Below are 15,636 nucleotides of genomic sequence, written 5' to 3'. Positions count from 1 at the left end.
TATTCCTCGAGGGGCGTGCTGAATCAATACATATGAAGAATGATGGGGAGGGTGATCGTCCGCGACCGCTAAATCAGGTTGAGTCCACCGTCGACGCCTAAGACCTGACCGGTGATCCAGTCGGAAGTTGGGTCGGCAAATGAAACGATCCAGCGGGAGACATCGCGGGGAAGACCCCGCCGCCCTAGCGGTATATGCTCTCGCTCCTGCTGCTTAACGGCCTCGGCTTGTTGTCTTGAAAGCCCCATCATGCCCTCCAGCGCTCCTGTCTCTGTTGGGCCGACAGCTATTGCATTCACGCGAACTCCGAAGGGCGCCAACTCCAAAGCCCAACTACGAGTCAGGTATTCGAGTGCGGCCTTGCTCGCACCATAGTGTGAGAGTGCCGCGCCTGGTTTTGAGCCATACGTGCTCGAAATATTGATAATTGAACCCTTCCTCTCTTTCAGGTAAGGAAGCGCTTCCTTTGCAAGCAATGATGGACCTAGAACGTTGACCGCAAAGATGTCGAGGATTCGTTCGGCCGTAACGTCTGCCAGCGGCATGATCGCCCCCGCTCCTGCATTGTTGACTAGAACATCAATGCGCCCCCAGAGCTCGATGGCCCGGGCTATCGTCCGCGCCGCGTCTTTCGGCTCTGCCGTGTCGGCGACCAGAGTCTCTATATTCGGCTGGTCCTTCGCTGTCTCATCCAGACTTGCTGCCCGTCTGCCAGTGATAAGGACTCTAGCTCCCATCGCAGCGAAAGACAGAGCCGCAGCCCGTCCGATTCCGGAGCTTCCGCCAGTAATGATGACGACATGTTTCTGTAAGGATTCCATGTGATCTTTCCTTTCGCTCCCAAAACACAGAGGGAGCAGAGCTGCTCAGAGGCATAAAGACAATCGCTGGATGGCAACAGCGCAGAACCGGAAGCGGCTCAGACCGGATGAATCATGGTGTGCGCGTAGGCCAACCCGATACCGTATCCACCACCGTTTGCTTCTACAATCGCTCGGGCACCTTCATAGGTTTCGTGCCTCGTCCAATCACGCTGGAGTTCCAGCAGTACCTGAATCCAGCTTGTGAGTTGCGCTCCAGCCTGTTCCATTCGTTGCAGGGCGAGTGCATGCCCGGTCTGCGTCAGCCCTCCGCAAGCGTCACCGACAACGAAGACTTCATAACCTTCTTTGAGAGCAGACAGCACAGGAAACGAGACACACGCTTCGGTAAGCAACCCAGCCACAATCAACCGCCTGCGATTGGTCGCCACGATTGCCGAGTGAGCCGTCTCATCCTCCCATACATTCATGTTCCGCCGTTCGATTGACTTGACGTCGGGCAGAACCGCTTGCAGCGGTGGCAGAAGAGGGCCACTGTAGACCTTTGAAGCCGAAGTCGATACGACAATGGGGATCTCAAAGACTACAGCCGTCCGCGCAAGGGCCACCGCGTTATCGACGATGGCCTGGCGCGAGATCGACTCCACGCCAAAGGCTAGCCCCGCCTGGAAATCGACGAGAAGCAAAGCACACTCTTCAGGTTTCAGTAATGATTCGATACCACTCATGTTGCCCCCTCTTAGATACCCTGATGGACGAGCAGACTGCGCTAAAAAGCGCGGCGCAATGGCTATACCTGAACTACGTTGTCGCCGACAACGTAGTTCAGGCGAGACCGCAGTCGTCTATAGACCAAGCTCAGTCAATCCGGGATGATCGTCCGGACGGCGTCCCAGAGGCCAGTGATACTTTCGTTCAGACTCTTTGATCGGGAGATCATTGATGCATGCGTAGCGATGATGCATGATGCCCTTCTCGTCGAACTCCCAGTTCTCGTTCCCGTAAGACCGAAACCAGTTGCCGGAATCATCGTGCCACTCATAAGCGAAGCGAACCGCGATGCGAGTGTCGCTAAAAGCCCACAACTCCTTGATAAGCCGATAATCCAGCTCACGCTGCCATTTTCGTGTCAGGAAATGTTTGATCTCTTCCCGGCCCGTGACAAACTCCGCTCGGTTACGCCAGTGGCTATCAACGGTGTATGCCAGACAGACCTTCTCAGGATCTCTGGTGTTCCATCCGTCCTCTCCGAGACGTACTTTCAGAATGGCGGTCTCGCGTGTAAAGGGTGGTGCGGGGTTTGGCATTTGTTTTGTACTCATGGTCGTGCCTCCATTTCTGGGATTGAAAAGTCAACAATAGTCAATTGGCTCTTAGCTACAAGCCGCAACTCTGGCATGGGCTCAATGGCTCCGCTACTTGCCTTTTGGTGCCTCGCCGACACCATAAGACTTGGCTCCGGTTCCCGCGAGTTTTCCATTCGACACAATCAGATATTCGTCGCGGATCGGGCGGTTCTCAAACCAGCACTCCAGAATCTCTCGTGTCCCTGCGGCGTAACGCGCTTGTCCCGATAACGATGAGCCTGACATATGCGGTGTCATTCCGTTATGTGGCATGTTCCTCCAGGGATGATTGGCCGGCGCAGGTTGCGGGAACCAGACATCTCCCGCATAGCCCGCGAGTTGACCGCTTTCGAGTGCGCGGACGATGTCGTCCCGATCGCAGATCTCGGCACGCGCAGTATTCACGAGATAAGAGCCGTGCCTCATCTTATTCAGGACTTTCGCGTTGAAGAGATGCTCCGTCGCAGGATAAAGCGGGGCATGGATGCTGATCACATCGCAGACCTCGGCCATCTCTTCGGCCGTTGCGTGGTACGTCAGGCCCAACTCGTCTTCAATCGCCCTGGGACTGCGATGCCGGGCAGTGTAGTGGAGCTTGACGTCGAAGGGCTTGAGGCGACGCAGGACGGCAAGTCCGATTCTGCCTGCGGCAACCGTCCCAACGTGCATTCCCTCGAGGTCATAGGAGCGTGAGACGCAGTCCGCGATATTCCAGCCACCTTCCTCGGCAATCTTGTGCGATGGAAGATAGTTTCGGACCAGCGCCAGGATCATCATGACCGCATGTTCGGCAACACAAATGCCATTGGAGAAGGTCTCTTCAGCGACAGTGATGCCGGCTTTGATCGCAGCGTTGAGGTCAACATGATCCGAACCGATCCCGGCGGTCAGCGCCAGCTTCAGCTTCTTCGCCTTTGCGATTCTTTCGGCAGTGAGATAGGCCGGCCAGAAGGGCTGCGAGATCACGATATCGGCATCGGGCAGCTCTTTTTCAAACACAGAATTTGGGCCTTCCTTATCGGAAGTAACGATGAAGGTATGCCCAAGATCTTCGAGATAGCTTCGTAGACCCAACTCTCCTGAGACGCAACCTAAAAGCTCTCCGGGAACAAAATCAATATGCTTCGGATTAGGAACGGTCTGTCCGTCCGGATACCTTTCGATCTTGGGAATAGCGTTCCTGGCATACAGAGGTGGGTAACCAGAAGTGGGGTCATCATAGAGAACGCACAATACCTTTGCCATGTTCTTCTCCTCGCGTGTGCCAGTTCAGTAGCGTTGAAGTCGATGAATTACTCGTCATAGAACGGATAGTCGGTATAGCCTCGTGCATCATTGTTGTAAAACGTTTCGCGATCGTAGTCGTTAAGCGGCAGCCCAAGTTGAATACGTTTTGGTAAGTCCGGGTTGGAGATGAAATAACGGCCAAAGGCGACCATATCGGCGTCATTTCTCTCGATGATGGCTTCGGCGCTTGCGGGATCAAAACCACCTGCGGCGAGAATGTTCCCTTTATAAATTTTTCGTAGCAGAGCGGACGCTACGGGAGGTTGGCCTTCGCCTACTGTTTCAATACCCTTGACGCGAGGTTCAATGACGTGGAGATAGGCAAGGGCGTAGCGGTTAAGCCGATCGGCCACATAACCAAATGTCGCTTCAGGGTCGCTATCAAACATCGCGTTGTATGTGGAGTTGGGCGAGAGCCGTACACCGACACGGTCCTCTCCCCATACAGCTGCGGTTACATCCAGAACTTCAAACAAGAGGCGGGCGCGATTCTGGATTGGCCCCCCATAAGAGTCCGTGCGCTTATTCGTACCATCTTGAAGAAACTGGTCGAGTATGTAGCCGTTGGCGCCATGAATCTCAACACCGTCGAAACCTGCGGCTTTGGCGTTCCATGCTGCTTTGCGAAACTCACCGATCAGCTTGGGAATCTCTTCAATTTCGAGCGCTCGGTGAGGGGAAGGCGGCACGAAACCATTGCGGGTGACGACAATCCCCTCGAATGGAACAACCGAAGGTGCGACAGGCATCTCGCAGTTGGTCATGTCGACATGGGACACGCGCCCCACATGCCAGAGTTGCAGAAAGATATACCCACCCTTTGCGTGGACTGCCTCCGTGACCCTTCGCCAACCGGCGATCTGTTCCTCGGAATAGATGCCAGGTGCACCAAGATAGCCACGGCCACCGATAGACACTGTGGCACCCTCCGAGACGATGAGACCGCCTTCTGATGCACGCTGCCCGTAATACTCGGCCATCAGGTCGACAGGAACGTCCCCAGGAATTTGCGAACGCAGCCGCGTGAGAGGTGCCATCACTACACGATGTGAGAGCGTCAACGGTCCGACGCGGATCGGCGAAAAAAGCGTCTTCACCGATCCACTGGAAACGATATTGGTGGGAGCAGACATGGATGCTCTTTCCCTCGAAGACCGGACAATAGGGTTAGTGTGATTTCTCGCCATACGACCGAGGTTCCAGCAGGTCGCCAAGACCGATGCGACGGAGAAGTTCGGCGCGCACTCGATCAGAGACTGCGTTGACGACTTCCGCACCGTCCTGCGTCGGATCAACGTGTACCCGGAACGGCCGCTTGCCGAAGGGAGCATCGACGACCTTTACGATCGCTGTCGCGACAGCGGAGGCATCTGCATCCGGGGGCACGATGGAGGCAAAGCCTTTGAGTGCCTGATCTCCTAAGCCAGCATCGGGACCGGAGTCATATTCCGCAGCACGTGCTGCGTCCGCAGGATGTCCGGCGTGTGCGAAGTGATTCGTTCCGCCGGTAAAGGCGCCGGGAACGATGATAGATGTCTCGATGCCCCAGCGCGCTAACTCACGCGAGTAGACCACGGCCAGGGCATCCATGCCGGCCTTGGCAGCGAAATAAGGAGCAAGATAGGGAGGGGTACCTCCCGCTGCGCTGCTGCTCGATACCCAGACCACAAGACCATTCCGCTGCTTGCGAAGTTCGGGTAAGGCTGCCCGATTGACGCGTTGAGTGCTGAGCACGTTGACGTCGTATAGCTCCGCAAGTTGCTCTGGCGTGAAAGCTTCGGCCGGACCAAAGACCATATGACCAGCGTTATGAACAACAACATCCAGTCGCCCATTCTGGGAGATGATTTGCTGGATCGCGGCATTGCACGATGTCTCAGACGAGACGTCCAGTTCGATAGTACGGAGGTCCACTTTGTGGTCGGCTGCGTACTTTTCCGCGTCCTTGACCTGGGGAGCATTCCTGCCTGAGGTTTCGCGCATGCTTGCGTAAACTGTGTGGCCGGCGTTTGCCAGTGCACGGGCCGCTAGTGCCCCAAATCCGCTCGATGCACCCGTGATGACGATGATCTTTTTCATAAACTTTCCTCCGTCTTTATTCACCTTGCAGGTATAAGAACTAGGAATCGGTTCCCGAGAACCAAGACACATAAACGCCTTAAGCGTTTAGGCGAAACCGCCATTGGCACGTAGTACCTGCCCGTTTACCCAACCACCATCGGGACCAGCGAGGAAGGACACAACGTTAGCGATGTCTTCTGGTTGGCCCAGGCGTTCGAGCGGAGCAAGTTTGCCGAATTCAGCGATCTGCGCGTCGGTTTTGCCCTTTAGGAATAATGGAGTTGCAACCGGACCAGGGGCCACCGCGTTCACTGTGATGTTCCGGCCGTGAAGTTCATTCGCAAGCACACGCACGAGGCCTTCAACTCCAGCCTTCGTTGCAATGTAAGGGCCGTAATTTGGAAATGATTTTGCAATTACACTGCTTGAGAAAGCGATAATGCGCCCGCCCGCTGTGAGATGTTTCGCGGCCTCGCCCATGATGAGGAAGCTGCCGCGCAAATTCGTTGCAACCACCTTGTCGAAGCTTTCGATGTCGCCGCCAGAAATCGGCAGCATCGGCATAATTCCGGCGGAGTTGACGACAACGTCAAGCCTGCCGAAAGCCGCAAGTGTTTCTTTAAAGAGCCGTTCTACATCCGCCGCATTTGCAATGTCTGCTTGAAGCGTGATCGTGTTGACACCCGCATTTTTAATTTCTGCCGCGATGGCATTTGCTTTGTCTGGATTTCCGGCGTAGTGCACGGCGATATCAAACCCATCCTGTGCGAGCCTCTTTGCAACTGCACGTCCAATGCCGCCAGAAGCTCCAGTAACCAAGGCACTCTTTGTTGAGGTTGTTGTCATTTCGCTCTCCTTTTTGCTTTTGTTCTCACGCATGCAACAAGCATTTGTGTAACCAATCGACGAAGCGTATAAATCATTTGATTTAGGGCATTCCGTTGTCCTTAAGGTGTCATCGGAATACCAGTTCGGATGTCAGTTGTCGAAATAATGACGCGACCAAAACAGAGGCATCGATAGGCAACTGTGTAGAGCAATCCAGGCATGAGTGCTTCCATGCGTGGTGCCACCTAAGAGGCAGACTAGATCCAACAGGGTTTTCAATCTGCACACAATTTGGTGTGCAAGATGAGAATCACGAAAAACCTTCCGGGCTTACCGCTCGAACGAACGCTAGGCGTTATCTCCGGCCGCTGGAAGGCGGTCATCATCTATGTGCTACTCGAGGGTCCGAAACGAATCTGCGAATTAGAAAATCAGATCGTTGGCATATCGCAGAAGGTTCTCACCGAACAGCTTCGTGTGCTGGAAGAGCACGGCCTCATCGCGCGCGCGACCTTTCCCAACGAGCCGCAGCGCATAGATTATGTGCTGACTCCGTTGGGTATAAAGCCTCATGCCGATCTTGTCGCTTCTGGAGGACTGGGGAAAGCATCATGCGGAAGAGCTCAGAGAGGCCAATAGACTTCTCCCCTGCGAGGCGGCGTGCGCCACACAAGAGGAAAGTGATCCCGGAGAAGCGATTCGGAATACCTGGCGGAAACGGTCTGCTGCCTTTAATCGCTACTGCAGACGGGCATATTCGGCTTTGGCCTGTTTGTAAATGGGAATGTCGGAATCGGCGTCTTTCCAGAGCGCCAGAAAATCCTGATAAGACTTGCGTGCCCCGACTTTGTCACCCATCATCGCTTGTGCACGTCCGAGCTGTAAATGTGCTAACGCTCCGACGACAGACCTTCCCACAATAGCTGGATGATCGGCGACCTTCTGGAACTCGACGGCAGCCGAGCGGCCATCACCGGTTTGGAGATAGGCGATTCCTCGAATATAAGCAGGATAGACACCATTGAAGGCATTCGGGTAAGCGAAGTCGTAATGAAGTGCGGGACGCAAAGTCTCGATAGCGCCAGCCGGGTCATTCTCGTGCAATTTTATTGCCGCCCAGATTGTGGGAAGACAATAGTTTTGGGTCAGGGTATCCAACGGAAACTCATGATTGATGGCTTCGGCCAGTTGGCGAGCTTCTTGCAAGTTCCCGTCTCGGGCGAATATCAGAGCTAGACTTAACCGCTCGTTCCGACTACGGTCTTTACGGACAGCATTCGCTATCAGGCGGTGACCTTCCGCAAAGTTGCCAACTTCAATCTCCTGTAATGCAGTGGGTTCCCTGAATTCATAGGAGGGTCCGCTCCCTGGCGTCAAACTTGTAATGTGCTCAAACAAGCGATGAGCCTCTCGGAATTGGCCATAATACATCTGCGCGCCGGACTCCCTCCAGAGCATTTCAAACTCGACATCCTTTTTGCCGTGAGACCACACAAGTTGTTCTTTCATGGCAGATTCATCATGCTGTAGAAACCCCAATAAGTGACGCAATAGATGCAACTGATCTGTGTCGAACCCACGTGCCTGTGCCTCTTCAAATATGCCCTTGGCACCGTCCAGTTGGCCAGACAAAATGGCGGCAGTCATTAGAGCCCAATAGGTTGAGCCGGACGGCAGCAGGCGGACTGCGTCCCGCGCTTCTGTGGAAGATCTTTCATATTGTCCTAAATATCGCAGGCTACTCGCAAAGTTGACGTGGGCTCTCGGATCCTCTGGAAATGTTTGCGCCCATTCCATGTGGACTTGCTGAGCCTTTTCCAATTCCCAAGTGCCGATATCGAAATACAGGGACTCAACCTGGAAGCGGTTCTGTTCAGTGAGGTTGTTTCGCAACGCGTATGCCTTTTCCACCGCTGCTCTTGCGGCTTCAACGTCGTCCTGATTGGAATACCTGGCTGCGAGTGCCGCGTATGCCAATGCGAAGGACGGATCAATATCGATCGCGCGCTGATAAAATGTGATTGCCGAATACAGATCGTACGAAAAGTGCTGTCTATATCCTTTAGTCAGAAGCTGCAACGCCTCCACCGATTGACTGGTCGCTTTTTCAAGTGGCTTATCAAACTTCAGTATCGAGGTCTTTGGCTCACCCATCCTGCTACGCAAGTGGCTCCCAACTACACCTAAAGCATGTACAACCTCACTCCGCTTCCCAACATCTTGCGAAGAACGAGCGAACGTCTTTCCAGACTTGCAATCGATTCCTCTCAGCTCGATGCGGAAATGATTGCCAACATCCGCAATGGAACTTGCAACGACGGCCCTGCTATTGGTTCGATTGCAAATTTGGAGCGCAATCTCCGGCGTTATCTTTGCGTCCATCGGATGGTTCAGCAGCTTTAGATTTCCGCGCACCTTATCTGCTCCGAGAACATTCAGAAACGGAGTCTGCTGCAATTCGACAAGCAGAGCAGTATTCAAAGCGTCGTCGAATATGGGATCGCTGGTCTGGTTGCTTATGTCGGCCACTACGATGGTGTCTTCCGCCGAAAGCTTCGGTCTGTGAAGCCCCCGCCAATAGAATCCGCCCCCGGAAATTGCGACAAGCAGTAGCGTTGCGGATATGATCCACTTCCAAGGGGGGATCGCTCGCGACAAACTCTGAGCCGACTCCTGCTCCACGCCCTCGGCAGTGCGCTCATGACTGGAAGATTCCACCAACTCTACCGGAAGAACGAGCCGATAGCCTCGTCGCGCGACCGTTTCGATGTATCGAGGTTGCGACGCGGAATCGCTGAGTGCGCGACGAATGCTTGCGACGGCCACGTTAATACTGTGGTCAAAGTCGACGTTCGTATCGTTTGGCCAGAGCGTTCTTCTGATTTCTTCGCGAGTCACGATCTCGCCGCGGTGATCGATCAGCAGCCGGAGCACCTGAAACGGCTGCTCCTGCAAAAGGATTTTTCGGTCTTCCCGGCCCGGCTCAGGAACACGCAACTCACCAGTCTTCAGGTTGAGCTCAAACGCTCCGAACTGCGCACGAACTGGCTGATCGGGTTTCATAGAATTTTGAAAGTCAGCCACCAATGTTCTATTGATCCGCCAGTAATGCTCAAATTGTGTCTGGACGTAACCCAGTTTACCGGAAACGAACTCCTGCCCCGCAGAATGTGAGATTTAGAGTGCGGTTTGACTGGCAATTGATCGCTGTTGCATTTACGCGGCACCTCTCGCCGGAGAAACTGGAGGCAGTCAGACCGTAAATGTGAGATGAATATGACGACCACAGAAGAACGAGTTCCGCAACACAGCGACGTTATGTGCGACAGCTTTGAAGGCATCATAGGCAACAGCCTTCCTCTGCGCCGGACCTTGGATCAAGTCGTCACGGTAGCTTCGACCGACTCCACAGTCCTGATCGAGGGGGAAACAGGGACGGGGAAGGAATTGATCGCCCGTGCAATTCACAATCTCAGCCCACGCAGCGACCAAAATTACGTGAGGTTCAACTGTGCCGCAATTCCTCTGGGTCTCCTGGAGAGTGAGCTGTTTGGCTATGAAAAGGGAGCCTTCACGGGTGCGGTTGTCAGGAAGCTTGGTCGTTTCGAGCTCTCAAACGGAGGCACACTCTTTCTAGATGAGATTGGCGACATCCCTCTTGAACTCCAGGCGAAGCTGTTGCGGGTCCTGCAGGAACAGGAGTTCGAACGACTAGGCAGTAACCTGACTCAAAAGGTGGACGTGCGCATCGTGGCCGCGACCCATCGCAATCTGAAGCAAATGGTCAAGGAAAAGCAATTTCGTAGCGATCTCTTTTTCCGACTAAGTGTCTTCCCAATTTTCGTTCCTCCATTGAGAGATCGCCGTGAAGATATTCCAATGCTGGTTAGAGCATTTGTTGGCAACTATGTTCGTCGCATGGGGCGACGAGTAGAGACAATTCCAGAAGAAACGATGTCAGCTCTGGTGGAGCATGACTGGCCGGGGAATGTGCGCGAACTGCAGAACTTCATAGAACGAGCCGTCATTCTTTCGCCTGGTTTGGTGCTTCGAGCACCTCTTGAGGGCCTGGATCGGCCAGGAGAATGCATTTCGTCTGCACCCAAAACCCTCGCCCAGATGGAATTCGATCATATTTTGCAAGCTGTCAAGGAGACGGATTGGGTAATCGGCGGTCCTATGGGGGCGGCAACAAAACTCGGTCTCAAGCGTACGACCCTTATCGCGAAGATGCGCAAACTCGGAGTTTCTCGTTCCAACGAGGCCATCTCTTGCCCTGCTTCAGTATCCTCATCCTAACGGGAAGGCAGAAACTATTTCAGGAACGGGTCATATCGATCGGTTTCATCTGGAGCCATTGAAACAGGGAAAAAGTGTCGACGCAGCAGCTATTCCCTTGCCCGAGAAGGCAGCCTTGTAGCAGAACTGGGCAAAGAAGGACACTTCGGGCTACAAGGGATGCGAGAACGAGCTGTTCGGATCGGCGCTACTCTTACGCTCGTCAGCTCTGCGAGTTCCGGAACCGAGATTACGCTTGTAGTCCCCGGTGGCATCATCTTCCGATTACCGCTTCTCCTAAATTCCATTCAAGAATTTTGCTAAGTAGTTCATTTTCTCAATTTTGCATCTATATATAGAACGTGAATGTAACCGTAACAAGATGACTGAGGGACGAGTTGGGGTCCGAAATCGAGCACCAGCACTCTGGTTGGGACGGCTCACACCTTCCAGTACCGGATTGGCCACCAGCATCTGGCTCTCGGGTTCCGGACGGCGAAGCACCTGCAAACCTTAGTGCGGATCTCGACAGCCCGATATTCTCTGTATCGTCACGCCTAAGTAGGTCCGATGAAAGCGTCGCGAAGGTCGCGAGTTGAATCGTTGGGTAAGAGGCGAAACTCGAGCTCTCATCCTGGCCTCCTCATTGCCTACGCCTATGGGCGCGGGGGGCATCACTGTAAAATCCCTGCACCGTGACTGTAAAAAACACAGCATTACAACTCAGCAAAACCTAAACTCGGAGAACTATGAATCTTCGGCAATATGCACGGGCGCTGTTTCAACGGACAATGCAATCGATTGACGTCGGCGCGGCCATACGGACAAATGTCACCCGCTTTGAGAACGAGCTCTTAGTCGCGGGCAGAACGTTCTCTCTACAAGACTTCGACTCCGTTTTGATAGTCGCGCTTGGTAAAGCATCGGCGGAAATGGCATACGCCACCGCGCAAATCCTAGAAGGGCTGCCGGTCCGTGGTCTCGTCGTATCGGGGGAGGCCGTAGAGACAAAAGACACAAGGCTGAGATATATGACTGGCGGACACCCACTACCAACGTTGGAGTCACGCGAGGCCGCCGAAGCGGTCCTCGCACTGCTTGCAAGCGCCACGGAGCACACGTTGGTGTTCTTTTTAATCAGTGGAGGGGCATCTGCAATGTGTGAATTGCCTCTGCAGTCATCGATTTCGGTGAAGGAGACGTCTGCGTTCTATCAGACCCTCCTTCACTCGGGGCTACCAATCACAGAGATGAACTGCGTACGCAAACACTTCTCTGCGGTAAAGGGCGGACGCATGGCAAGAGCTGCGGGACGCGCGACACAAGTGACCTTGATCGTCTCGGATGTGCCACGAAATCTGCTGGACGTTGTCGCGTCGGGACCGACGTTGCCAGACACGTCCACTGTCGAGGAATGCCGGCAGATTCTGACTGGAGAAGGACTCGTTAGCCGTTTGCCTCCAAATATCATGTCCTTCTTCAACGATCCTCAACTTCCGGACACCGTGAAGCCAGAGGATTCGTGCTTTTCTCGTTCGGAGGTACTGTGCCTTCTTTCTGAGGACGCCCTTCTTGAGCAAGCGAGCGAGATCGCGGCGGCCGATGGATTTCACGTAACCATCGATATGACTTGTGATGATTGGTTCGTAGAAGAAGCCGCGAGGTATCTACTAAAGCGCATCTCTGACCTTGAAGAAAGCGGCGGCCGACACTGTCTGATATCTGGCGGCGAGATCTCTGTCCGCTTACCCGAGCAGGTGGGCATCGGAGGTCGAAATCAGCAATTCGCGCTCATGTGCGCTCGCCTCCTACACCAACAGCGCCGGAATGTTACAGTGCTCAGTGCAGGCAGCGACGGACTCGATGGCAATAGTCCAGCTGCCGGAGCAATTATCGATGGACAGACCTGGATGGAGGCGCAGGAGCTTGGCCTCGACCCAGAGAACCATCTCCTGCATTTCGATAGCTTTCCATTGCTGGATACGATCGGGGCCTCGATTGTCACCGGACCCAGCGGGAATAACCTTCGCGATATTCGCGTCTTAATCGTCGAGGCTTAGCGGGATGCGCAGCCGGACTTCTCTGGACTCAGATATGACTGTGAATGTGGACGCTACATCGGGACGATCACTTGAGCCTATCTTTCGTCGTATAGGTTGGCGCGTGATACCCATCTTGGTCCTCCTGTACGTGATCGCATTCCTGGACCGCGTGAATGTAGGTTTCGCTTCGCTCACAATGAACCGCGATCTCGGGATTAGCGATAGCGCCTATGGCTTAGCTGCAGGGGTTTTCTTCGCGGGCTATCTATTGTTCTCCGTACCCAGCAACCTGACGTTGGCGCGCTTAGGTGCAGGCCGTTGGATCGGCGCAATCATGGTTGTTTGGGGCGTCGTTTCGTCGATGCAGGCATTCGTTCACAGTGCAACGTCATACACGATTGCCCGTTTCCTCATCGGCGCGGCAGAAGCCGGATTCTTTCCTGGAATCATCCTCTACATCTCCATGTGGTTGCCACGATCACGCCGCACAAGCGTTATGGGGTTCTTCACAGTCTCCATTCCACTCGCTTCGATCATCGGTGCTCCCATCTCTACCCGCTTGATGGAATTAGCAGGGCTTTATGGTCTGCGCGGTTGGCAATGGCTATTCCTTCTGGAAGGGTTGCCGGCAGTACTACTCGGACTGGCAGTCCCGCGTCTTTTGGCTTCGGGGCCTGAGGATGTACTTTGGCTTGCACCTCGCGAGAAGGTCGCCTTACTAAGTGCAATCTATCGTGAAGATAATCAAGGACAAGACACCGGAAAAAGGTCGGGCGGGCTGTTGACTCAAACTCTCCGCCTCGCCGCGCTGCCATCTGCAACCTACTTCCTGCTCATGTCAGGTCTGTATACGTTGAGCTTCTGGATTCCGCGAATATTGCAAAACTTTGAGCTTTCGTTTCGCGAGATCGGCTGGACGACATCGCTGATCTTCGCGGTTGGTGGCACAGCCCTTATCGTGTGGAGTCTGTATGCGAACCGCAGCTCAAGACCTCAATATCATTTGGCGGCAGCATTCGCGCTCGCTGGCGTAGGGTTTGCGCTTGCAGCCACTAGAACGACCTTCTTGGCTGAGGCGGGACTTGCGATGGCAGCCTCAGGTGTCCTCGCAGGTATGCCTATCTTCTGGGGCTCAGTGCGTTCCGGGAGTGGAAGCGAACGCGCAGTAGTTATTGCGACGATCAATGCTATCGGCAACATAGGAGGACTGCTTGGTCCATATCTGATAGGGCTTTTCGTGGCAAAGACACATCACTTTTCCTTGGCACTAACGGTGACTGCAGCGGGAATGATGGTCGGGATGTTTACGTGTGTGTTTAGGCGCGATTCATCCTTGGAGCAACTTCAAGAGACATCGAAGGAAGACTGAGACGAGTTTTTGCATAGCCGTTGCCTGCCTTCTTTTGGCAAACGACCTCTGATCCAGGCCGGATGCCATTGCCTCCCATTACTATGGATGCGTGCAGCCCCTACAAAAACTTCTCTTCTCTCTGCCACTGTGGGCACTTGCCGCTCAGGCACAGACCCTTGCCATTACCCACGCCAACGTCATCGACACGGTAAGCGGCACCATCCAATCCGACACAACCGTCGTCATTGATGGCAATCGCATCACCCGCGTGGCGCACAGCAGCCGGCTCACCCCCAAGGCTGCACAGGTCATCGACGCGCATGGCGCATATCTCATCCCCGGTCTGTGGGATATGCACACGCACGTCTACTTCGACAGCACCGCTGCCGATGGAACGGATATCGTGCTGCCACTGTTCCTGGCCAACGGCATCACCGGCATCCGCGACATGGGCAGCGCACTCGATCCTGTGCTTCACGCCCGCGACGAGATCGCCGCACACCACCTGCTCGGCCCCCGCATGGTCGTCTCCGGCCCCATGCTGGATGGCCCAACATCGCATTATCGGGCAGCCATTGCCATCACCACTCCTGCAGATGGACGACAGGCGGTCGATATGCTGCACAGCCGTGGCGTGGACTTCATCAAGGTCCAGTCCGGCGTTCCCCGTGAAGCATACTTCGCCATCGCCGACGAAGCCAGGAAGGTTGGCATCATCTATGAAGGCCACGTTCCAGATGCGATCCGCGCCTCGGAAGCTATCGCCGCCGGCCAACACACCTTCGAGCATCTGATCGGCATCTTTGAGGCTAGTTCTCCGGATGAGACCAAGTACCTTACCGGTAAGAAGACGGTAGGCATGTTCCTCGCTAGCTACGACCCCAAACTGGAAGACAACATCATTCAACTTCTTGCGCAAAAGCAGGTCTGGCAGTGCCCGACTCTCTTCTGGGAGCGGGGGCAATGGCTGGTCGACGCGATCGACTACAGCCAAGACCCTGATTTGGCATATGCTCCTCGCTCGTGGGTGGAAAAGCATTGGCCCGCAGCGCAAAAAGGAATCATGAAGACCCTCGACGTGGATCCGCTGCCGGTGCGCAAAGAGTTCGTGCTCCACGAATTGGAGATCGTTCGCAAACTCCATGCTGCCCACGTTCCGTTTCTGGCGGGCACGGACACTCCCGCGGGCGTGGATGTAATTCCTGGCATCAGCCTGCATCTGGAGCTACAGCGGTTCGTCGCGGCCGGCTTTACTCCGCTCCAGGCGCTGCAGACGGCTACGCTCAATCCAGCCAAGTTCCTCAACCGGCTCGATGAGTTTGGAACGGTCCAGCCCGGACGGATTGCCGACCTCGTTCTGCTGGATGCGAACCCTCTGGTGGACATCGCCAATACGCGCAAGATTGAGGCCGTCGTCAGCGACGGTCGCTATCTGTCGCAAGAAGATCTCATGCAGCTTCAAACCAAGCTCAAACAACTCGCAGCCACTCGATAGAGCATCGACGGGCTGGCCTCAGTCGTTGCTGGAGATGGCAGACATATTTTCGCTGACGATCGAAGGCGCGCATCGGCTGTTCGGGTACAGGTTCATGATCCGACGGCAAACCCCATCGGGGCATCGC

General features: G+C 54.7%; 13 protein-coding genes. 5 read left to right on the top strand and 8 right to left on the bottom strand.

Annotated features, from left to right (window positions below; genetic code table 11):
- Positions 1–68: 68 nt before the first annotated feature.
- From ACIX8_RS10820 to ACIX8_RS10790, 7 genes are all read right to left on the bottom strand, one after another.
- On the bottom strand, positions 69–821 hold the full coding sequence (locus ACIX8_RS10820) for an SDR family NAD(P)-dependent oxidoreductase (RefSeq protein ID WP_014265377.1): 753 nt from the start codon (positions 819–821) through the stop codon (positions 69–71).
- Positions 822–919: 98 nt separating this feature from the next.
- Positions 920–1,549 carry a hydrolase gene (locus ACIX8_RS10815; protein ID WP_014265376.1) on the bottom strand — a complete coding sequence of 210 codons (630 nt, stop codon included), beginning with the start codon at positions 1,547–1,549 and terminating at the stop codon, positions 920–922.
- Between the two features lie 117 nt (positions 1,550–1,666).
- On the bottom strand, positions 1,667–2,143 hold the full coding sequence (locus tag ACIX8_RS10810) for a nuclear transport factor 2 family protein (RefSeq protein ID WP_014265375.1): 477 nt from the start codon (positions 2,141–2,143) through the stop codon (positions 1,667–1,669).
- A gap of 93 nt (positions 2,144–2,236) precedes the next feature.
- Complete coding sequence (locus ACIX8_RS10805; protein ID WP_014265374.1) at positions 2,237–3,412, bottom strand: NAD-dependent formate dehydrogenase; 1,176 nt, start codon at positions 3,410–3,412, stop codon at positions 2,237–2,239.
- 47 nt (positions 3,413–3,459) lie between these two features.
- Positions 3,460–4,587: an alkene reductase gene (locus tag ACIX8_RS10800; RefSeq protein WP_014265373.1), complete on the bottom strand. Its 1,128-nt coding sequence runs from the start codon at positions 4,585–4,587 to the stop codon at positions 3,460–3,462.
- 34 nt (positions 4,588–4,621) lie between these two features.
- A complete protein-coding gene (locus ACIX8_RS10795) occupies positions 4,622–5,533 on the bottom strand; it encodes an SDR family oxidoreductase (protein WP_014265372.1) in 912 nt (303 codons plus the stop codon).
- A gap of 87 nt (positions 5,534–5,620) precedes the next feature.
- On the bottom strand, positions 5,621–6,361 hold the full coding sequence (locus ACIX8_RS10790; RefSeq protein WP_014265371.1) for an SDR family oxidoreductase: 741 nt from the start codon (positions 6,359–6,361) through the stop codon (positions 5,621–5,623).
- A 285-nt stretch (positions 6,362–6,646) separates the two neighbouring features.
- Between ACIX8_RS10790 and ACIX8_RS10785 the strand changes: the two genes are divergently transcribed.
- Positions 6,647–6,982 carry a winged helix-turn-helix transcriptional regulator gene (locus ACIX8_RS10785; protein WP_014265370.1) on the top strand — a complete coding sequence of 112 codons (336 nt, stop codon included), beginning with the start codon at positions 6,647–6,649 and terminating at the stop codon, positions 6,980–6,982.
- A 99-nt stretch (positions 6,983–7,081) separates the two neighbouring features.
- Here the strand turns inward: ACIX8_RS10785 and ACIX8_RS10780 are convergent, their stop codons facing one another.
- Entirely contained in the window at positions 7,082–9,406 is a 2,325-nt protein-coding gene (locus tag ACIX8_RS10780) for a winged helix-turn-helix domain-containing protein (protein WP_014265369.1), read from the bottom strand.
- Between the two features lie 213 nt (positions 9,407–9,619).
- Here ACIX8_RS10780 and ACIX8_RS26330 point away from each other — a divergent pair, with 213 nt between their 5' ends.
- The 4 genes from ACIX8_RS26330 (at position 9,620) to ACIX8_RS10760 (ending at position 15,509) form a co-directional block, all read left to right on the top strand.
- Positions 9,620–10,642 (top strand): sigma-54 interaction domain-containing protein, encoded by a 1,023-nt coding sequence (locus tag ACIX8_RS26330; protein ID WP_014265368.1) that lies wholly within the window; start codon positions 9,620–9,622, stop codon positions 10,640–10,642.
- A 728-nt stretch (positions 10,643–11,370) separates the two neighbouring features.
- Entirely contained in the window at positions 11,371–12,681 is a 1,311-nt protein-coding gene (locus tag ACIX8_RS10770; protein ID WP_014265367.1) for a glycerate kinase type-2 family protein, read from the top strand.
- Positions 12,682–12,796: 115 nt separating this feature from the next.
- Positions 12,797–14,032, top strand: a complete 1,236-nt coding sequence (locus tag ACIX8_RS10765) for an MFS transporter (RefSeq protein ID WP_223295513.1) — start codon at positions 12,797–12,799, stop codon at positions 14,030–14,032.
- Positions 14,033–14,123: 91 nt separating this feature from the next.
- Complete coding sequence (locus ACIX8_RS10760; RefSeq protein ID WP_014265365.1) at positions 14,124–15,509, top strand: amidohydrolase family protein; 1,386 nt, start codon at positions 14,124–14,126, stop codon at positions 15,507–15,509.
- Positions 15,510–15,636 lie beyond the last annotated feature (127 nt).

Source organism: Granulicella mallensis MP5ACTX8 (genome assembly GCF_000178955.2).
GTDB classification, from domain to species: domain Bacteria; phylum Acidobacteriota; class Terriglobia; order Terriglobales; family Acidobacteriaceae; genus Granulicella; species Granulicella mallensis.
The sequence above is the reverse complement of the archived record's forward strand: the minus strand, read 5'-3'. Positions and strand labels throughout refer to the sequence as shown.